Source organism: Streptomyces carminius, assembly GCF_002794255.1.
GTDB lineage: Bacteria > Actinomycetota > Actinomycetes > Streptomycetales > Streptomycetaceae > Streptomyces > Streptomyces carminius.
Genome location: NZ_PGGW01000040.1, coordinates 112,035 through 129,697 on the forward strand (window position 1 = coordinate 112,035; position 17,663 = coordinate 129,697).

17 protein-coding genes are annotated in these 17,663 nt (G+C 74.9%); 11 read left to right on the forward strand and 6 right to left on the reverse strand.

Features of this window, described 5'->3' with window-relative positions; translation table 11 throughout:
* The first annotated feature begins 31 nt into the window (after nucleotides 1-31).
* Both CUT44_RS12355 and CUT44_RS12360 read left to right on the forward strand, forming a co-directional pair.
* A complete protein-coding gene (locus CUT44_RS12355; RefSeq protein ID WP_100202006.1) occupies nucleotides 32-2,872 on the forward strand; it encodes a DUF6493 family protein in 2,841 nt (946 codons plus the stop codon).
* An 81-nt stretch (nucleotides 2,873-2,953) separates the two neighbouring features.
* Entirely contained in the window at nucleotides 2,954-3,199 is a 246-nt protein-coding gene (locus tag CUT44_RS12360) for a hypothetical protein (RefSeq protein ID WP_100202007.1), read from the forward strand.
* A 25-nt stretch (nucleotides 3,200-3,224) separates the two neighbouring features.
* Here CUT44_RS12360 and mshD read toward each other — a convergent pair whose 3' ends face one another.
* Nucleotides 3,225-4,136, reverse strand: coding sequence for a mycothiol synthase (gene mshD, locus CUT44_RS12365; protein ID WP_100202008.1), 912 nt, complete (start codon nucleotides 4,134-4,136; stop codon nucleotides 3,225-3,227).
* A gap of 138 nt (nucleotides 4,137-4,274) precedes the next feature.
* Between mshD and CUT44_RS12370 the strand changes: the two genes are divergently transcribed.
* The 5 genes from CUT44_RS12370 (at nucleotide 4,275) to CUT44_RS12390 (ending at nucleotide 8,885) form a co-directional block, all read left to right on the forward strand.
* Entirely contained in the window at nucleotides 4,275-6,131 is a 1,857-nt protein-coding gene (locus CUT44_RS12370) for a bifunctional metallophosphatase/5'-nucleotidase (protein ID WP_100202009.1), read from the forward strand.
* A gap of 75 nt (nucleotides 6,132-6,206) precedes the next feature.
* The gene (locus tag CUT44_RS12375; RefSeq protein WP_100202010.1) at nucleotides 6,207-6,719 is read left to right on the forward strand and encodes a hypothetical protein; all 513 of its coding nucleotides are present in this window, start codon (nucleotides 6,207-6,209) and stop codon (nucleotides 6,717-6,719) included.
* A 134-nt stretch (nucleotides 6,720-6,853) separates the two neighbouring features.
* A complete protein-coding gene (locus CUT44_RS12380; RefSeq protein ID WP_100202011.1) occupies nucleotides 6,854-7,426 on the forward strand; it encodes a hypothetical protein in 573 nt (190 codons plus the stop codon).
* 398 nt (nucleotides 7,427-7,824) lie between these two features.
* Nucleotides 7,825-8,367 (forward strand): hypothetical protein, encoded by a 543-nt coding sequence (locus CUT44_RS12385; RefSeq protein WP_100202012.1) that lies wholly within the window; start codon nucleotides 7,825-7,827, stop codon nucleotides 8,365-8,367.
* 68 nt (nucleotides 8,368-8,435) lie between these two features.
* Nucleotides 8,436-8,885: a hypothetical protein gene (locus CUT44_RS12390; protein WP_100202013.1), complete on the forward strand. Its 450-nt coding sequence runs from the start codon at nucleotides 8,436-8,438 to the stop codon at nucleotides 8,883-8,885.
* Nucleotides 8,886-8,954: 69 nt separating this feature from the next.
* Here CUT44_RS12390 and CUT44_RS12395 read toward each other — a convergent pair whose 3' ends face one another.
* The 5 genes from CUT44_RS12395 to CUT44_RS12415 all read right to left on the reverse strand — a co-directional run bounded on the left by CUT44_RS12395 (nucleotide 8,955) and on the right by CUT44_RS12415 (nucleotide 14,349).
* Nucleotides 8,955-10,430, reverse strand: coding sequence for a HAMP domain-containing sensor histidine kinase (locus CUT44_RS12395; protein WP_100202014.1), 1,476 nt, complete (start codon nucleotides 10,428-10,430; stop codon nucleotides 8,955-8,957).
* A 38-nt stretch (nucleotides 10,431-10,468) separates the two neighbouring features.
* Nucleotides 10,469-11,206 carry a response regulator transcription factor gene (locus tag CUT44_RS12400; protein ID WP_100202015.1) on the reverse strand — a complete coding sequence of 246 codons (738 nt, stop codon included), beginning with the start codon at nucleotides 11,204-11,206 and terminating at the stop codon, nucleotides 10,469-10,471.
* A 25-nt stretch (nucleotides 11,207-11,231) separates the two neighbouring features.
* Nucleotides 11,232-12,281: a S1C family serine protease gene (locus CUT44_RS12405; protein WP_100202016.1), complete on the reverse strand. Its 1,050-nt coding sequence runs from the start codon at nucleotides 12,279-12,281 to the stop codon at nucleotides 11,232-11,234.
* An 89-nt stretch (nucleotides 12,282-12,370) separates the two neighbouring features.
* Nucleotides 12,371-13,396: a LacI family DNA-binding transcriptional regulator gene (locus tag CUT44_RS12410; protein ID WP_100202017.1), complete on the reverse strand. Its 1,026-nt coding sequence runs from the start codon at nucleotides 13,394-13,396 to the stop codon at nucleotides 12,371-12,373.
* A 122-nt stretch (nucleotides 13,397-13,518) separates the two neighbouring features.
* Nucleotides 13,519-14,349, reverse strand: coding sequence for a response regulator transcription factor (locus CUT44_RS12415; protein ID WP_100202018.1), 831 nt, complete (start codon nucleotides 14,347-14,349; stop codon nucleotides 13,519-13,521).
* A 131-nt stretch (nucleotides 14,350-14,480) separates the two neighbouring features.
* Between CUT44_RS12415 and CUT44_RS12420 the strand changes: the two genes are divergently transcribed.
* The 4 genes from CUT44_RS12420 to CUT44_RS12435 all read left to right on the forward strand — a co-directional run bounded on the left by CUT44_RS12420 (nucleotide 14,481) and on the right by CUT44_RS12435 (nucleotide 17,637).
* On the forward strand, nucleotides 14,481-15,479 hold the full coding sequence (locus CUT44_RS12420) for an alpha/beta hydrolase (protein ID WP_100202019.1): 999 nt from the start codon (nucleotides 14,481-14,483) through the stop codon (nucleotides 15,477-15,479).
* A gap of 13 nt (nucleotides 15,480-15,492) precedes the next feature.
* Nucleotides 15,493-15,759: a MoaD/ThiS family protein gene (locus CUT44_RS12425; RefSeq protein ID WP_100202020.1), complete on the forward strand. Its 267-nt coding sequence runs from the start codon at nucleotides 15,493-15,495 to the stop codon at nucleotides 15,757-15,759.
* On the forward strand, nucleotides 15,756-16,787 hold the full coding sequence (locus tag CUT44_RS12430) for a hypothetical protein (RefSeq protein ID WP_100202021.1): 1,032 nt from the start codon (nucleotides 15,756-15,758) through the stop codon (nucleotides 16,785-16,787). Before CUT44_RS12425 ends, CUT44_RS12430 begins: the two co-directional genes overlap by 4 nt.
* 163 nt (nucleotides 16,788-16,950) lie before the next feature.
* The gene (locus CUT44_RS12435; protein ID WP_100202022.1) at nucleotides 16,951-17,637 is read left to right on the forward strand and encodes an LmeA family phospholipid-binding protein; all 687 of its coding nucleotides are present in this window, start codon (nucleotides 16,951-16,953) and stop codon (nucleotides 17,635-17,637) included.
* The last annotated feature ends 26 nt before the right edge of the window (nucleotides 17,638-17,663 follow it).

Genomic DNA, 17,663 nt, shown 5'->3' on the forward strand with positions numbered 1-17,663 from the left:
GCCGCCGCGGCCGCCCCGGGGGGGGTGCCCGGTGACGGAGCACCTGTCCGCGGCGGACCGGCGGATCCTCGACACCGCCGCACCAGAGCTCGACCCGGACGCGTACGCGGTCCTGCTCGCCGTGGCGGACGGCGCCTCCCACCGGCTGCCCGACCTGCTCGCCGCGCTCTCCGACCGGCAGCGGCGCTCCTGCGTCCCCCACCTGGAGGCGCTGCGCGCCCGGTGGGACGAGGCATGGCAGGACGAACTCCGGCCGTACGCGCGGACGCTGGTCGTGGCGGGCGCCGGCTGCCACACGGGGGCGTCCGCCGCCGCCCGGTGGCTCCGCCACCCCCACCTGGACCTGATCGAGGCCGACGACGCCACCGCGCTGCTGACGATCCTCGCCGACCGCCCGGCCGAGTGGCTGGGTGACGTCGCCCACCGCGTCGCCGGTCCCCGCCTGGAGTACTCCTGGGGGAAGCACTATCCCCTGGTCAAAAGGCTGGTGCTGCTCTCCGGGTGCCCGGTGCCGACCACCGAGGTGTTCGTCCAGGGCTGGGTCCGCGATCTCCCCTGGCCCCAGGCCATGGACTGGCCGGTGGTCGTGGACGGCGCCCTGGCCCCGGCCCCCGCGCCGTACCACGGAGGAGCGGAGCGGCTGCGCGCCGATCCGTTCCTGGACACGCTCCTGCCGCGCCTGTTCGAGGTGGACGGCGTCGGCGACCCGCTCAACGCCTGGTTCGGGGGGAGCAACAGCATGAGCGCCTCCCTGGCGGAACTCGCCGCCGAGGGGCGGCTGGACCGGGCCGCGCTGATCGACGACTGCCTGTCGCGGCTGCTGCGCGGCGGGCGTCGGGAGGAGATGAACGGCTTCCACCTCCTCCTCATCCATCTCGACCCCACCGAGGAGGAGTACGCCGGGCACGTCACGGTCCTGCTGCGGATGCTGTCGGACGCCCCCACCGACATCGCCGTCCACGCCCAGGAGACCCTCGTCGCCCTGGACACCGCCGGACGGCTCGACACCGGGCAGCTGGCCGAGGCGTCCCGGGCGGCGCTGTTCCGGCGGGAGAAGAAGCTGGTGCGGGCCCAGCTCAAGTGGCTGGACGCCGCCGCCCGCCGGGACCGGGGACGGGCCGGCGCCGTGGTGCTCGCCGCCGCCGACGCCCTCGGCCACCAGGACACCGCCGTCCAGGAACGCGCCCTGGACCTGATCGCCCGCCACCTGCCGCACGCCGGGGACGCGGTCCGCGGCGAACTGGCCGCCGCCGCGGAGGCGGTCAGCCCCGTACTGCGGCCCCGGGCCGCCGAACTGCTGGGTCCGGAGACCACCGCGGCCGGGTCCGCCGGGACGGAGGACGTCCTGCCGCCCGCTCCCGTGCAGCGGTCGACGGCACCGCCGCCCGCCACCCCCGCCGAGGTGGCCGAGGAGGTGAACGCCGTCCTGACCGCCGCGCGGCGGGCGGCACGGCCCGGCACCGCTACGGCCACCGCCGCTTCCACCGTCGAGGCCGTCTCCTTCGAGCGGGCCCTGGACGGACTGGCCCGGCACGGGTACCGGGATCGGGAGAAGCTGGTCCGGGCACTGGAGCCGGTCGTCCGCGCCCACCCCTGGCAGGGGCGGGCCGTGCCGCACGAGGATCTGGGCCCGCTGGAACTGCGCCTGGTGGTGGCCGTGCTCTGCGGTGAGGAGCCCGTCGGCGGGCCCCGGCCGGTGGACCCCCGTGCCGGGGCGCACCCCCACACCCGGCTCTCCCTCTTCGAGGAGGCCCTGGCGGCACGGGTGTGGGAGGTCGCCTGGCGGGTGGTGCACGATCCGGTGCCGTTCCTGCTGGCCACCCCCACCTCCGCGGACGGGCGGCTCGATCCGGCCGAACTGGCCGACCGGCTGGCCGAGTACGGACGGCTGGGCGCCGAACCCGGCCCCTGCGACCTGGACCAGGCACTGCTGCGCCTGGACACCACCGCCGCCTCCGTACCCGAGGCCCTGACCGCCGCCGAGCGGCTGTCCGGGGAGACCGGCCCGGCCGGAGCGGCCGGACGGAAGGTCCACGCCTGGCTGACGGCCGGCGGCCCGGCCGTGCCCGAGCCCGTCCGCCGGGAGGGCCCGCCGGGGCCGGCCGACGGATACGAGCCGTCGGGTGGCCGGCTGGTGCTCCACCGGGCCGCCGCGGAGACCCCGTTCGCGCTGGGCCCGGCGTTCGGGCGGCTGCTGGGCGCGTACAGCGCGCACGGCAGGCGGGACGAGACGGTCTGGAAGACGGGGGTCCATCTGTGGCCGGCCGTGCTGCCCGCCCACCGCGAACTGCTGGCCACCCATCTCCAGCCCACCTTCGCCGCGGCGGCCGACGAGGAGCTGCGCGGCGGCGCGGCGCTGCTGCCCGTACTGGTCGAGGGCGGCGGCCCGGCCGGGCAGGCCGTCCACCTGGGGCTGGCCTACGGGCTGGGGGCGCGGCACCCCGAGGACCGGACGGCGGCCGTGGACGCGCTGCTGGTGCTGGCGGCCCGCGGCGAACTGGACACGGCACGGCTGGGACGGGTCCTGGCCGGGACGGTGGAGCTGGGCACCGTCAAGCCGAACCGGCTGACGGAGTCGCTGCGCGAGGTGTTCCGGGCGGGAGCGCCGGGCGTGGTGTGGTCGGTGCTGGTCACCGCGCTGCCCGCCGTGCTGGCGGGAGCCGAGCCGCGCAAGGCGGTGCGCGGCCTGCCGGACCTGCTGACGCTGGGCGCGGAGTGCGCCGGAACGGTCCGGGTGCGCGGGCCGGTGGACGAGCTGAGGGCCGCGGCGGCGGAGCTCGCCGCCCGGGGCGGCACCAGCCGGCTGGTGAAGGAGGCCCGCAGACTGCGGGACGTACTGGAGGCGGGGACGGAGGTGGCGGCCGGAAGGTGACCGGGCGCGTTCCGGCCGTACTCCGGGACGCCGGAGTGGCGGCCTGGACGCGCGCCGCGCGGCGCCGGAAGCATTCACCGCATGCTGTTACTGGCGGAGTTGCTGAGCGCGTTCCTGCCCACCGAGGTCCGCGGCGGCCGGGCCTACGTGTTGCACGCCCTGCTGATGTCCGTGATCGCCGCGCTGGTCCTCGTCTTCTTCTGGCGGGTCTTCGGCGGATCCTGGGCGGCAGGCCTGCCCTGGGCGGCGGGTCTGGCGGCGGGCGTGGCCGCCGGGTACGCGGTGGCCTGGCCCGTCGTCAGGCGCAGGTGGACGCGCCCCCGGTGACGCCGGGAACCCGGCGGGAGCCCGGTCAGAGTTCGGTGCGGTACATCAGATCCACCTCGTGGACCTGGAAGCCGAGCCGCTCGTAGACCGTCACGGCGGCCTTGTTGTCGGCGTCCACGTACAGCATCGCCGTCGGCAGGCCCCGGTCCCGCTCCAGGTAGCGCAGGCCCGCCAGGGTCAGGGCCCGGCCCAGGCCGCCGCCCTGGGCGCCGGGGACGACGCCCACGACGTAGACCTCGCCGAGCTGTTCGGCGCTGTGGACCTTGGTCCAGTGGAAGCCGGCGATCCGCTCGTCCTCGCCCTCCCCCCGCACGGCGAGGAAGAAGCCCTTGGGGTCGAACCACGGCTCGGCCTTGCGGTCGTCCAGGTCGCGGCCGGTCATGCCGCCCTGTTCGGGGTGGTGGGCGAAGGCGGCGGCGTTGGCGGCGAGCCAGGCGGCGTCGTCCCGCCCGGGGACGAAGGTGCGCAGCCGCACCCCCTCCGGCAGCACCGGCTCCGGCAGTTCCGGGCCGCCGGCCAGCGGGCGCCGCATCTGCCGCAGTTCGCGGAAGAGGGTGAGGCCGAGCATGCGGGCCAGGTGCCGGGCGGCCGGGTGGCCGCCGTGCGCCCACACCCGCAGCCGCCGGTCCGACGCCTGGAGCAGGGCGCGGCCGAGTTCGTGGCCGTACCCCTTGCGCCGGTGGTCGGGGTGGACGACGAGTTCCCCGGCCGGGGCCTCCACCGGATCGGTGTCCTCCAACTGGCCGTACCCGACCAGCTCGCCCTGCTCCCACAGCAGCAGGTGCCGTACGCCCGGCCGCCGGCCGCCGCGCAACTGGAGCCGCCCCTGCTCGGAGACGGCCGACTGGCCGTCCGCCGCCGCCGCCGCGTCGATCAGCGCCTGAGCGTTCCGCACGACCTCGGCCGACACCTCGTCCACAACCACCACGTCGCTCATGGGGACAGCCTACGCAGCATCGAAACCTCCTGGTTACCCGCGGAACGGTGACACGCTACGCGCGTTGACCTAGGCTGCGGCCCGTATGCGGCCGATAAGGTCAACGCTCGGTCCTGACAAGGGAACAGAAGGGGACAGATGGTGTCCACTCCATCCAGGCGGTCCGCCCTCTCCCGCAGACTCACCGCCACCGCGGCCGGTCTGCTGACGGTCGGCACGCTCGCCGCCGCCATGCCCGCCGCGCAGGCCGCGCCGGAGACGGCGCCCCGGCAGACGGCGCAGGCGTACGGCGGCAAGCACGGCGGACACGACCGGCACGACCGGCACCACGGCCGCACCGTCGACCTCCAGGTGCTCGCCCTCAACGACTTCCACGGCAACCTGGAGCCCCCCACCGGTTCCGGCGGCCGGGTCACCCACGAGCACCCGGACGGCACCACCGAGGACATCACCGCGGGCGGCGCCGAGTACCTGGCCACCGCCCTGCGCGAGGCGCGGAAGGGGCACCCCCGCTCGGTGACGGTCGCCGCCGGCGACATGGTGGGCGCCAGTCCGCTGCTGTCGGGCCTGTTCCACGACGAGCCCACCGTCGAGGCGCTGAACGCGATGGACATGGACGTCGTGGGCGTCGGCAACCACGAGTTCGACGAGGGCGCGGCCGAGCTGCTGCGCCTCCAGAAGGGCGGCTGCCACCCCGAGGACGGCTGCTACGCCGACGGCCGGGTCTTCGAGGGCGCCGACTACCCGATCCTCGCGGCCAACGTCGTCGACGAGAGGACCGGCAGGCCGCTGCTCGCGCCCTACACGGTCAAGAAACTCAAGGGCGTCAAGGTCGGCTTCATCGGCGTGACCCTGGAGGGCACCCCGGACATCGTCACCGCCGAGGGCATCAAGGGCCTGAAGTTCCTCGACGAGGTTGAGACGATCGACAAGTACACCAGGGAGCTCAAGCACAAGGGCGTCAACGCCGTCGTCGCGCTGGTCCACGAGGGCGGCCACCCGGCCTCCCCCGCGTACAACAACGACTGCGGCGCGGACGGCGGCAACCTCTCCGGCCCGATCACGGAGATCGCCCGCAACACCGACGCGGGCGTGGACGCGCTGATCACCGGCCACACCCACCAGCCGTACGTCTGCTCGGTCCCGGACCCGGAGGGCAACGACCGCCTGGTCACCTCCGCCGCCTCCAACGGCCGGCTCTTCACCGAGCTGACCATGGAGTACGACCGCCGCACCCGGGACATCGTGCGGACCTCGGTCGAGGGCTCCAACCGCGTCGTGGACCGCGAGCGGGCCAAGGCCGCCGACATCACCGAACTGCTGGAGTTCTGGCAGACGCTGGCCGCACCCGTCGCGAACCGGCCCATCGGATGGATCGCCGAGGACATCCCCAGCAACCGCGCCACCGGCGAGCCCGTCTTCCCGCTGGGCGAGCTGATCGCCGACGCGCAGCTCGCCCACGCCAGGGAGCTGGACCCGGAGACCGACCTGGCCCTGATGAACCCCGGCGGGGTGCGCGCCGACCTGACGTACGCGGCCTCCGGCGGCGAGGGCGACGGCGTGGTGACCTACGCCGAGGGCTTCACCGTCCAGCCGTTCTCCAACACCGTCAACGTCCTCACCCTCAGCGGCGAGCAGCTCCTGACGGTGCTGCGCGAGCAGGTCAGCGGCGCGAACGAGGCGTCCCCGAGGATTCTGCAGGTCTCCGAGGGCTTCACCTACACCCTCGACCTGACCAGGTCGGGCGCCGACCGGATCGTCGCCGACTCGGTGCGGCTGAACGGCGAGCCGATCGACCCGGCGGCCTCCTACCGCGTCGCGGTGAACTCCTTCCTGGCGGGCGGCGGCGACGGCCTGGCCACCCTGGCGGAGGGCACCGAGCCGTTGGTGGGCGGTGACGACCTGGCGGCCCTGTCGGACTACCTGACCGCCAACTCCTCCGCCGCCGACCCGATCGAGGCCCCGGCGGCGGACCGGATCACCGTCATCCGGTGACCCCCGCCACGGGCTGACCCTCCCGCCGCGGGCCCTTCGCCGGGCCCGCGGCGGGCGGCCCCCTAGGGTGTGGGCATGAGTCACGGCGACTTCCCCGGGGACCGCGAACCCGTGTTCGTCCGCTCGGGCGGCCCTTACGTCTACAACCCCCGCAACCCGGTGGGCCGGGTGCTCATCGTGCTCTCGCTGATCGTCACGGGCGGCACCCTCTACTACCTGTTCGCCGGCTCCTCGTGGAGCGACGGCGAACTGCGCTCGGCCGTCCACGAGGTTCCCGACGCTCTCGGCGCGGAGCCGCACACCCTGCCCAGCATCTGGAGTGCGGCGGGCCACATCGAGGAGCTGATCGAGGAGGCCGTCGTCGACGCGGGCGGCACCATGGCCCCCAGCCACGGGGTGACCGTCGAGGCGGTGGGCGAGCACGGCCCCTACGAGGTCACCGCGCGCGACACGGACACCGCCTTCTGCCTGACCGTCACGCAGTCCGTCTCCGAGGAGGGCGGGTTCACCGTCCCCGACGCCGGAGGCGGAGGCACCCGCGTCCCCGAGTACGACCTGACGACCACGGTCGCCGAGGGCCGCTGCTGAACCGTCCGGCCGGCCTGCGACGCGGGGATCCGAAGGCCCGGGCGGTCAACTCCTGCATGCTGCACGCTTCTTGACACCCGGACCGGCGGGCCGGTTGGGTCGTGGGCGAGTGCCGTGCCACCGGGGAGGATTCGATGGGGTCGACGGGTTCGACGAAGCGCGCGAAGCGGCGGATCGCGTCCGTACTGGCCGCCGGGTGCGCGGCGGGGCTGCTCCCCGTCGCGACGGCCGCCGCCGACAGCCCGGCACCCGCAGCGACCCGGGGCGTGGCCCCGGAGCCGTGGGAGCCGTACGTCGACCAGGGGTTCACCGCGCCCGCCGGATACACCTGCGCGTTCCCGCTGAAGGCGACCCCGCTGGAACAGGACATGGTCAAGCGGGTGCTGGAGCGCCACCCCGGCGGCGCCGTCAAGCGCGAGGAGTACAAGGGCCCGCTGGTGGTCGAGTACGAGAACACCGACACCGGCGCCACCGTCGTCCGCGACGTCGGCGGGCGCGGCTTCCCCGAGTACCGGACGGACGGGCGGCTCAAGCGGTACCTGGCCGTCGGCCCGGTGGGCTTCGGGATGCGGGACGGGGACGACTTCCCCAAGGGCTTCTGGATCGTCGGCGGCGTCCATGTGGCGGAGTTCGCCGAGGACGGCACCCGCGGCTTCTCGGTCCGGATGGGCCCGGAGGAGAACGTCTGCGAGGCGCTGGAGAGCTGACCCCGGCGGACGCCGCTGCGGCGACCGGCGGACCGGCGGACCGGTGCCGCTGTGGCCTCCTGGGTCCGCAGGCAGTAGCGGTCGCCGGCCACGAGCGACGGCTTCTCCACGCTCTCCTGCCGGGTGGTCTCCGGGCACCGCTCGGGACCGGGGTCGGCCTCCCCCCGCCGGGCTCCACGCCCAGGACGGCCTTGGAGCCGGGCGGGCGGCGGGCCGGGGCCCGCCACCCGGGTGGGGATCCACCCCCGTCGGAGTGGAAGACCGCGTCCGCGGCCATGGCCGGGCGCCGTGTCCGGCATGTTCTTCGCGTCGGTTTGCCGGGTTGCCGGTTTGGCGGCCCTGGTGTCCGTTCACTCGGGACGCACGGGACCGCCCGTGCGTCGAGAGGAACCGAGGACATGCGCTCCAGTGTGAGATGCCGCCGGCTGCGGAGCACCGCGGCTCTGCCGTTCGTGCTGGTCTCCGTCGTGGCCGGTGCCGCCGCGCTGACCGGCTGCGGCGAGGACGAGTCGCCCGCTCCCGAGGCGTCCGTGCGCGTCGGGGGCGCACAGGGTGAGGAGGACGGGTACGACTTCGTCTACGGGGACCTGGCGGAGGCCGGGTTCTGGAACGACGTCACCACCTGGACGGACCGGCGGATCATTCTCACGACCGAGGTCGGCGAGGTCCTCGACGACAACGCCTTCACCGTCGCCCGCGCCGATCCGGAGAACAGGGACACCACGGGCGACATCAGAAGCCTGCTGGTCGTCTCCGCGGACACCACCCGGGTGGCGGAGGGCGACACCGTGCGGGTCACCGGCACCGTCCGGGAGGGCTTCGTTCCCGAGGAGGTGGCGGACGGGCTCGATGTGGACTGGAACGAGGACGCCTTCACCGACTGGGAGCAGGAGCACTACGTGGTGGCCTCCTCCCTCGACCCCGACGCCGAGCTGGGATGAGGGGCCACGTCCCGCGCGGCGAGGTCCGCCCACAGAACCCGGAAGCGAGAGGACGACAGGAGACGCCCATGCAACACGCCCGAGGCATCCCGCACCGGCGCCGGTCGGCGGCGCTGCTCGGCCTGCTGCTCGTGCTCCCCGGACTGGCGGGATGCGGCGGGAACGGCGCCGAGGGCATCACCGAGGTGCACGAGGCGTTCGAGGACGGGAACGCCGAATCCGTGGCCGGGGAGGAGCGGACGGTCGAGGGCCGGGTCCACGACGTCATCTCGCCCTGGGTCTTCACCGTCGGCGGGAACGAGCCCAGCGACATCGAACCGCTGTTGATCGTCGAGGGGGACATGCCGGCCGTGGACCAGGACGACCCGGTCCGCGTCACGGGTGTCGTGCGCGAGTTCGAGCTCGCCGAGGTCGAGGAGGAACTCGGCGTGGAGCTCTCGGGCACGCTGTACGGGCAGTACGAGGGGGAGCCCTACATCAGGGCCCGGAGCATCGCCGAGGACGTGGAGCTGGACTGAGCCGCCGAGCCGCGGCCGGAACCTCCCCGGCCCCGGCCCCGGCCCCGCCTCCGGCCTCCGGCCTCCGGTTCAGTCCGGCAGGTCCGGTGGCGGCACGGGGGCGCCGGGCAGGCGCAGGACGGCCTCGGTGCCGCCGCCCTCGGCCGGGCGCAGGGCGATCTCGCCGCCGCCGCGGCGCACCGTGCGGGCCACGATGGACAGGCCCAGCCCGGAGCCGGGCAGACCGCGGGCGGACGGGGAGCGCCAGAAGCGGTCGAAGACGAAGGGCAGCTCCTCCTCGGGGATGCCCGGCCCCCGGTCGCGCACCCGCAGGACACCGTCGGCCAGGACCACCTCGACCGTTCCGCCGGGCGGGGAGAACTTCACGGCGTTGTCCAGCAGGTTGACCACCGCCCGTTCCAGGGCGGCGGGCTCGGCCCGCACGTACCAGGGCGCCAGTTCGCGGGTGAGGGTCAGGCCCGTGCCGCGCAGCCGGGCGCGTTCGACGGCGCGCTCGGCGATCCGGTGCAGGCCGACGACCTCCGTCTGCCCGCCCGCGGGGGCGGCTTCGGGGCGGGAGAGCTCCTGGAGGTCGCCGACGAGGGAGGCGAGTTCGGTGAGCTGGGCCCGTACGGACTCCAGCAGCTCCCGGCGGTCCTCCGGCGGCAGTGGACGGCCGGTCCGCTCACTGCGCACCAGCAGGTCGATGTTGGTGCGCAGCGAGGTCAGCGGGGTGCGCAGCTCGTGCCCGGCGTCGGCGACGATCTGCTGTTGGAGGTCGCGGGAGACGGCCAGGGCGGCGGTCATGGAGTTGAAGGAGCGCGACAGCCGGGCGACCTCGTCGTTCCCCTCCACCGGGATGCGGACGGCCAGGTCCTCGGTGCGTGCGACGTGCTCGACGGCCTCGGTGAGCCGGTCCACCGGCCGCAGTCCGGCGCGGGCCAGCACCACGCCGGCGCCCGCCGCGCCGAGCACCCCGGCGGCGGCGACCAGACCGAGGACGAGGGCGAGGGTGTCCAGGGTGCCGTCCACCTCGTCCAGCGGACGGGAGACGGTCAGGGCGGCGTCCGTGCCCCGCAGCGGGGTGGTGAGCACCCGGTACTCGGCGCCGCCCGCGGTGACGGTGTGCAGGGCCTCCTCGCGCTCGCCGCCGGCCACCGCCACGTCGGCGGAGCCGACCGGCAGCGGCTGGTTGCCGAAGACCATGCAGCTGTCGCCGTCGCGGTCCACGAGCTGCACGGTGGAGCGGAAGGGGTTGGGCACCTCCTCCCGCTGCTCCTCGGGCACCGCCCGGCACTGGCCCGCCTGCACGAGGTCGACGACGACGCCGTCGGGGACCCGGTTGGCGCGCAGTGCGTCGTCCAGGGAGTCGACCAGCTGGTCGCGGACCAGGAACCAGGCCGCCGTGGCGCAGGCCGCCACCGCGACCGCCACGGCCACCGCGACCAGCAGGGCCAGCCGTGAGCGCAGCGGCAGGGCGTTGAGCCCGCCGGGCCGGCCGGTGGGGTCGGTGCGGCCGGTCACCGGTGCGGGGTGCTGGCCCCTCGTGTCCCTCGTCTCCGTCATGTCTCTCGCGTCCGCCAGTCCATCGGTCCGTCGGTCCGTCAGTCCTTCAGCACGTAGCCGACGCCGCGCACGGTGTGCACCAGCCGCGGCTCGCCGCCGGCCTCGGTCTTGCGGCGCAGGTACATCACGTACACGTCCAGGGAGTTGGAGGTGGGCTCGTAGTCGAAGCCCCAGACGGTGTGGAGGATCTGCTCTCGGGTCAGCACCTGGCGCGGGTGCGCCAGGAACATCTCCAGCAGCGTGAACTCCGTCCGGGTCAGCTCCACCGGCCGCCCGCCGCGGGTCACCTCGCGGGTGGCGAGGTCCATCCGCAGGTCGGCGAAGGCCAGCACCCCGGGGTCCGCCGCGCCCTCGGCACCGGCCCGCTCCCGGGCGTAGGAGTCGCGGCGCAGCAGGGCGCGGACCCGGGCCAGCAGCTCGTCCAGCTCGAACGGCTTGACCAGGTAGTCGTCCGCGCCCGCGTCCAGACCGGTGACCCGGTCGCCCACGGTGTCCCGGGCCGTGAGCATCAGGACGGGCACCGTCTCGCCGTTCGCGCGCAGCCGCCGGGCGGCGGTCAGCCCGTCCATGCGCGGCATCAGCACGTCCAGGACCACCAGGTCGGGCCGGTGCGCCGCCACCCGCTCCAGGGCCTGGAGGCCGTCGGCGGCGAGGTCGGTGTCGTAGCCCTCGAAGGCCAGGCTGCGGCGCAGGGCCTCCCGTACGTCCGGCTCGTCGTCGACGATCAGCACACGGGCGGGCGGGGCGGGGTCGGCCGGGTGGTGGGGAGGAGCCATGGGGGCGAGTGTCGCACCCCTGTCGTCAGTCACCGGCGCGCAGGTCGTCGAGGATCTTCTTCACCTCGTCGGCCGGCACCGCGAAGCCCAGGCCGACGCTGCCCGCCTTGCCCCCGGTGGCGGCGGCGTTGTTGTGGATCGCGGAGTTGATGCCGACGACCGTGCCGTCCATGGCGACCAGCGGGCCGCCGGAGTTGCCGGGGTTGAGGGAGGCGTCGGTCTGGATGGCCTTGTAGGTGGTGGTCTCCGGTCCGACCTCGCCGTTGTACCGGCCGCCGTCGAACTCGAAGGGCCACTCGCCGTCGGGGCGCGGCCGGCCGCCGTCGCCGTCCTCCCGGGCCACGGTGACCTCGCGGTCCTTGGCGGAGACGATGCCGCTGGTGACCGTGCCCGACAGACCCTCGGGCGAGCCGAACGCCACGACCCGGTCGCCGATGCGGACCGCGTCGGAGTCCCCCAGCTTCGCGGGCTCCAGCCCGTCGGGAAGGTCCTCGCCGCCCACCTTCAGCAGGGCCATGTCGAGGTCGGGCTCGGTGCCGACGAGTTCGGCGGGGGCGGTACTGCCGTCGGCGAAGGTCACCCTGATCTCGGCGGCGCCGGAGACGACGTGGTTGTTGGTGAGGATCTCGCCCTCCCCGGAGATCACCACTCCGGAGCCGGTCCCGGAGCCGGCGCGGGAGTTGGCGCCGATCTCCACGACGCTCGGGCCGACGGCCTTCACCACGTCCGCGACGCTCGCGCCGGAGTCGGCGGAGGTGTTCGTCCCGGGGACCGCCGGGGAGGTGGCGGCAAAGGTGCCGGAGCCGTCGCCGTACGCCTCGCCCACCAGGGTGGCCGTACCGCCGCCGACCACCGCGGAGACGATCGCCACGGCCGTCAGCACCGCGGCCGGACGGCGGACGCGCCGGCGGGCGTGCGCTCCCTGGGCGGGCGCGGCCGACGCGGGTGGGGCGACGGTGCCGGCGGCGGGCTCGTACGAGGGGCGGGGCGGGTACGCGTACCCCGGCCGCGGCCCGGGGTCCGTCCCGTGGTCCGCCGCGGGGTTCGTCCTGTGGTTCGTCTCGTGTTCGCTCATACCGGCGACTGTGCGCGCCCGGGATGAGAACTCCATGAGTACGGGCTGAGACCCGCCGAAGAATCCGCCGCCGCTATGCCCCGCCGCCGCTACCCCTCGCAGCCGCAGGAGCGCCGCACCACCAGGCCCGCGGGGAACTGGCGCACCCGCTCGCGCCGCGAGCCCGTCACCCGCACCCCGTCGTCCAGCACCAGGTCCACCGCGGCCCGCGCCATCGCCTCGCGGTCCGAGCCCACCGTGGTCAGCGGCGGGTCGGTCAGCCCCGCCTCCTTGACGTCGTCGAAGCCGGCCACCGCCAGTTCGCCGGGCACGTCGACGCCCAGCTCGCGGGCCGCCCGCAGCACGCCGATGGCCTGGTCGTCGGTGGCGCACACCAGCGCGGACGGCCGGTCGGGGCCGCTGAGCAGGCCGAGCGCGACGCGGTAGGTGTCGTAGCGGTTGTAGGGGGCCTGGAAGAGCAACCCCTCGGTGGAGCGGCCCGCCTCCCGCATCGCCCGGCGCCAGCCCTCGACGTGGTCGGTCACCGGGTCGCCGTAGGCGGGGGTGGTCTCCACGCCGCCCAGGCAGGCCACGTGCTCGTGCCCGTGCTCCAGCAGGTGCCGGGTGACCATCTGCGCCCCGCCGACGTCGTCGAGGACGACGGCCACGTCGTCGATCGCCTCGGGCCGCCGGTGCAGCAGCACCACCCGGGCGTCCCAGGCGTCGATCTCGGCGGCGGCGCGCTCGCTGGGGCCCTGGCTGATCAGGATGAGGCCCGAGACGCGCATGCCGAGGAAGGCGCGCAGATAGTGGACCTCGCGCTCGTCGAGGTAGTCGGAGTTGCCGACGAGCACCATCTTGCCGCGGTCGGCGGCGGCCTGTTCGACCGCGTGCGCCAGCTCCGCGAAGAAGGGCTGCCGGGCGTCGGGGACGATCAGCCCTATCAGGTCGGTGCGCCGCGAGGCCATCGCCTGCGCGACCCGGTCGGGCCGGTACCCCAGCTCCTTGATCGCCGCGAGCACCCGTTCCCGGGTCGCCGGGGCGACCGGTCTCGGGCCGTTGTTGATCACATAGCTGACGACCGCGGTCGACGTACCCGCCAGCCGCGCCACATCGTCCCGCGTCACCTTTGCCACGGGCGCAGTCTACGCGCGAAGTGCCGCTTCTCTCCCGGGTGAGCGGCCCGGTGAGCGCCCCGGTCAACGGGGGTGGCCGGGCCTCGCCCCCGCCGTCCGGGCGGCGGCCCGGCCGGGGCCCGCTACCGCCGGCCGCCGGGGCCGCCCGCCGGGCCCCGCACCGCGTCCCGGGCCACCTTCTCGGCGGCGTCCGCGACCGCCCCGGCCGCCTCCTCCTCCTTCTTCCCCGCCTCGGCGGGCCCCTTCTTCCCGGAGCCCTTCTCGGTGCCCTTCTCCGGGCCCTTCTCCGGGAGGACGAAGCGGTAGCCGACGTTGCGCACGGTGCCGATCAGCGACTCGTGCTCGGGGCCGAGCTTGGCCCGCAGCCGCCGTACGTGGACGTCGACGGTGCGGGTGCCGCCGAAGTAGTCGTAGCCCCACACCTCCTGGAGGAGCTGGGCGCGGGTGAAGACCCGGCCGGGGTGCTGCGCCAGGTACTTCAGCAGCTCGAACTCCTTGAAGGTCAGGTCCAGCACCCGGCCCTTGAGCTTGGCGCTGTAGGTGGCCTCGTCCACGGACAGGTCGCCGGTGCGGATCTCCATCGGGCTGTCCTCGCCCGCGATCTGCTGGCGTCCGGTGGCCAGCCGCAGCCGGGCCTCGACCTCCGCCGGTCCGGCGGTGTCCAGCAGGACGTCGTCGACGCCCCACTCGGCGGTGACGGCGGCCAGGCCGCCCTCGGTGACCACCAGGATCAGCGGGCAGCCGGGCCCGGTGGAGCGCAGCAGCTGGCACAGGGACCGCACCTGCGGCAGGTCGCGGCGGCCGTCCACGAGGATGACGTCGGCTCCGGGGGTGTCCACCAGGGCGGGACCCTCGGCCGGTGCCACCCTGACGTTGTGCAGGAGCAGGCCGAGCGCGGGCAGGACCTCGGTGGATGGCTGGAGTGCGTTGGTGAGTAGGAGTAGCGAGCTCATGACGGCGAGTTCCTTTCCCCGGGCCCCGTGGGGACGTGTCTCGGCACTGCTTCGTACGGCGCTCCCAGAAAGCACGAAAGGACCCGGGGGCGTCGCTGCCCGGATCCTTCTGGTCGTTGAGAATATCCCACATGGTCGAGCATGCGGAGGGGTCCGGAAAGCTTTTCCGTACCAGCGTCGTCACTTTGGGTGGTAACGGTGCACCGGAACGGCCCCCGGCACGGGCCGTCACGCGGACCCGGCTGCGGGCCGCCGACGGGGTGGGCATCGAGGCGGAACACCGGCCGTACGCAGGGGTGACCACCGGTGGCGGGACGGAAGCGGAGGAAGCAGCTCCGGCGCGGTGCGCGATCGTCGTCGCCCATGGCTTCACCGGTTCGCTGGACCGGCCCGCGGTGCGACGAGCGTCACAGGCGCTCGCCCGCCACGCGGCCGTGGTCACCTTCTCCTTCCGGGGCCACGGCCGCTCCGGCGGCCGGTCCACGGTCGGCGACCGGGAGGTGCTGGACCTGGCGGCGGCGGTGCGCTGGGCGCGTTCGCTGGGGTACCGCCGGGTGGCGACGGTGGGCTTCTCCATGGGCGGCTCGGTGGTGGTGCGGCACGCGGCGCTGTTCCGGGCGGCGGACGGCGGCGCGGAGGACGCCGCATCGGCCGGGGGTCACGCGGCGCATGAGGCGTATCCAGGGGGTACGGGCGCGCACACCGACGCGGTCGTCGCCGTGAGCGCCCCCGCGCGCTGGTACTACCGGGGCACCCCGGCCATGCGCCGGGTGCACTGGGCGATACAGCACCCCCTGGGCCGGCTGGTCTCCCGCCACTGGCTGCGCACCCGTGTCCACCACCGCGACTGGGACCCGGTGCCGCTCTCCCCGGTGGGCGCCGCCCCGCTGATCGCCCCGGTGCCGCTGCTGGTGGTGCACGGCGACCGGGACGCGTACTTCCCGCTGGACCACCCCCGCTCGCTGGCCGCCGCCGCGGACCCGGCGCACACCGAGCTGTGGATCGAGCACGGCTTCGGCCACGCCGAGAACGCCGCGCCGCCCGGGTTGCTGGACCGCATCGGTTCGTGGGCGGCGGCACGGGCGTGCCGGCCGGCACGCCATGATGGGGACGGCACGACGGACGGCTGAGAGGGACACCACCATGCCGAGCGGCATGATCCGCTACTGGGCCGCGGCCAAGGCCGCCGCCGGGATCACCGAGGAGAGATACGAGGCCCACACCCTCGCCGAGGCGCTCACCGCGGCGCGCGAGCGGCACACCGACCGGCCGGAGTTCGACCGGGTGCTGCGGCGCTGCTCGTTCCTGGTGGACGGTGACCCGGTCGGCAGGCGCGACCACGCACTCGTCCGGCTGTCCGAGGGCGGCACCGTCGAGGTGCTTCCCCCCTTCGCGGGAGGCTCACGATGACCGACCAGTGGTATCCCGAGCAGCCGCGCCCCGAGCGGCAGCACCCGGGGCAGCACCCCGGCCCGCAGTACCCGCTGCCGCACCAGCAGCGGTACCGGCCCCAGGGCGGCGCGCCAGGGGCGCCGTACGCCCCGGGCGCGTACGAGGCGTACGGGGCGCCGGGCGAGCCGCCGGCCGCGTCCACCGCCACCCTGAGCGCCCCCGGCGGCGCACCCGGAGCCGGGTCCGGCCCCGGCTCCGACGCCGGATCCGGGTCCGGCTCCGGACGTGGCCCCGGGAGCACCGCCGCGCCGCGCCGCACCGGCGACCCGATCATCGCGCCGGGCCTGCTGCCCGCCGTCCTGACCGCCGTCCTGGCGGTGCTGCTCGCCCTCGCCGCCACGGCCTCCCGGCCGGTGCTGGCCGTCCCGGTGCTGCTGCTCCAGGCGGTCACCGCCGCGGGCTGGTACCGGCTCAACGGGATGTGGCCCGCCCGGCAGGGCATCGCGCTGGCGTTCCTGGGCGGTGTCACCGCCGACATCGCGCTGCTGGCCACCGGCGACGAGCACGCCACGGCCGCCGTCGTCGGCACGCTCGGCCTCTGGTGCGTGCTGGTCGTCACCGCGCATCTGCGCAACACCAGCTCCCCCGACGAGCGGCTGTACGCCCTCACCGCCGCCATCGCCTCCAGCGCCCTGGCCGTGCTCGGCGCCGGCCTGCTGGCCGCCGAGCCCGACGCGGTGACGGCCGGCGCCCTGGGGGTGGCCGTCACCGCGCTCGTCCGGGCGCTGCCGCTGCCGTCGGCGGTCTCCCTCGTGGCCGCGCTCCCGGCCGCGGCGGGCGCGGGCGCGGCGGCCGGGCTGCTCGTCTCCCTGGACGCCCTGCCGGGTGCGCTCCTGGGCCTGGCGGCCGGGGTGTGCGCGCTGATCGGGCTGCGGGTGGCCAGTTACGACTTCCCCTCCCGCTTCGTCCACATGACGGCCGGGGTGGCGCTGCCGCTGACCGCCGCCGTCCCGGCGGTGTACCTGCTGGGCAGGGCGCTGGGGTAGCCCCGTCCGGACCCGGGGCCGGGGGCCGGGTTAGGCTCCCCGGAACCCGTTCGGCCCCTGTCGGCGTCGATCCGTCAGTTCGACCAGGTTCACATCAACTCGATCAGACCGATCAGGCCGGTCGGCCCCGACCGGCCCGGCCACCCCTGGGGGGATCCTCACGATGCGCGCACTGCGAGTCCTGCTGATACTCACGGTCCTCCTCGGCGGGCTGTTCGTCGGCGCCGACCGGCTCGCGGTCGGCCTCGCCGAGGACAAGATCGCAGAACGGATCAGATCCTCCCGCGGGCTGGACCAGAACCCCTCCGTCCAGATCAACGGCTTCCCCTTCCTGACCCAGGTGGCGGGCAAGGAACTGGACTCGGTCGACGCCTCCATGGACGGGCTGACCGTCCGGGTCGGCGACCGCTCCGTGGAGGTCACCGAGGTCGACGTGAAGCTGCGCGACGTGCGACTGGAGAACAACTTCTCCTCGGCGGTGGCCGGCCGGGCCACCGGCACCGCGCGGATCGGCTACGCGGATCTGACCGCGGCGGGCACGGAGGGCGTCACCGCGGCGTACGCCGGGCCGGAGCGGGCCGCGGAGAACCAGGTCAGGATCGACGTGGACATCCCCGTGGCGCAGGTCACCCTCTACAGCGCGGCGAGCGTGCGGGACGGCGACACCATAGCGCTGCGCGCCGAGAACATCCCCGAGATCCCCGTGGCGGAGAACCTCATACGGGGCCGGGTGGACCACGAGCTGAAGATCACCGGACTTCCGGAGGGGCTGCGGCTGGAGAAGCTGACCATGGCAGAGGACGGCGTCACGCTGCACCTCTCCGGCAGCGAGGTGGACCTGGCGGGCTGACGGCGGACGGCGGCGCCCGGCCCGGG

Excerpts from the sequence above, each read along its gene's own strand:
- CUT44_RS12360 (WP_100202007.1), top strand. The coding sequence starts at position 2,954 with ATGCTGTTACTGGCGGAGTTGCTGAGCGCGTTCCTGCCCACCGAGGTC.
- mshD (WP_100202008.1), bottom strand. The coding sequence starts at position 4,136 with ATGAGCGACGTGGTGGTTGTGGACGAGGTGTCGGCCGAGGTCGTGCGG.
- CUT44_RS12370 (WP_100202009.1), top strand. The coding sequence starts at position 4,275 with ATGGTGTCCACTCCATCCAGGCGGTCCGCCCTCTCCCGCAGACTCACC.
- CUT44_RS12375 (WP_100202010.1), top strand. The coding sequence starts at position 6,207 with ATGAGTCACGGCGACTTCCCCGGGGACCGCGAACCCGTGTTCGTCCGC.
- CUT44_RS12380 (WP_100202011.1), top strand. The coding sequence starts at position 6,854 with ATGGGGTCGACGGGTTCGACGAAGCGCGCGAAGCGGCGGATCGCGTCC.
- CUT44_RS12385 (WP_100202012.1), top strand. The coding sequence starts at position 7,825 with ATGCGCTCCAGTGTGAGATGCCGCCGGCTGCGGAGCACCGCGGCTCTG.
- CUT44_RS12390 (WP_100202013.1), top strand. The coding sequence starts at position 8,436 with ATGCAACACGCCCGAGGCATCCCGCACCGGCGCCGGTCGGCGGCGCTG.
- CUT44_RS12395 (WP_100202014.1), bottom strand. The coding sequence starts at position 10,430 with ATGACGGAGACGAGGGACACGAGGGGCCAGCACCCCGCACCGGTGACC.
- CUT44_RS12400 (WP_100202015.1), bottom strand. The coding sequence starts at position 11,206 with ATGGCTCCTCCCCACCACCCGGCCGACCCCGCCCCGCCCGCCCGTGTG.
- CUT44_RS12405 (WP_100202016.1), bottom strand. The coding sequence starts at position 12,281 with ATGAGCGAACACGAGACGAACCACAGGACGAACCCCGCGGCGGACCAC.
- CUT44_RS12415 (WP_100202018.1), bottom strand. The coding sequence starts at position 14,349 with ATGAGCTCGCTACTCCTACTCACCAACGCACTCCAGCCATCCACCGAG.
- CUT44_RS12420 (WP_100202019.1), top strand. The coding sequence starts at position 14,481 with ATGGTCGAGCATGCGGAGGGGTCCGGAAAGCTTTTCCGTACCAGCGTC.
- CUT44_RS12425 (WP_100202020.1), top strand. The coding sequence starts at position 15,493 with ATGCCGAGCGGCATGATCCGCTACTGGGCCGCGGCCAAGGCCGCCGCC.
- CUT44_RS12430 (WP_100202021.1), top strand. The coding sequence starts at position 15,756 with ATGACCGACCAGTGGTATCCCGAGCAGCCGCGCCCCGAGCGGCAGCAC.
- CUT44_RS12435 (WP_100202022.1), top strand. The coding sequence starts at position 16,951 with ATGCGCGCACTGCGAGTCCTGCTGATACTCACGGTCCTCCTCGGCGGG.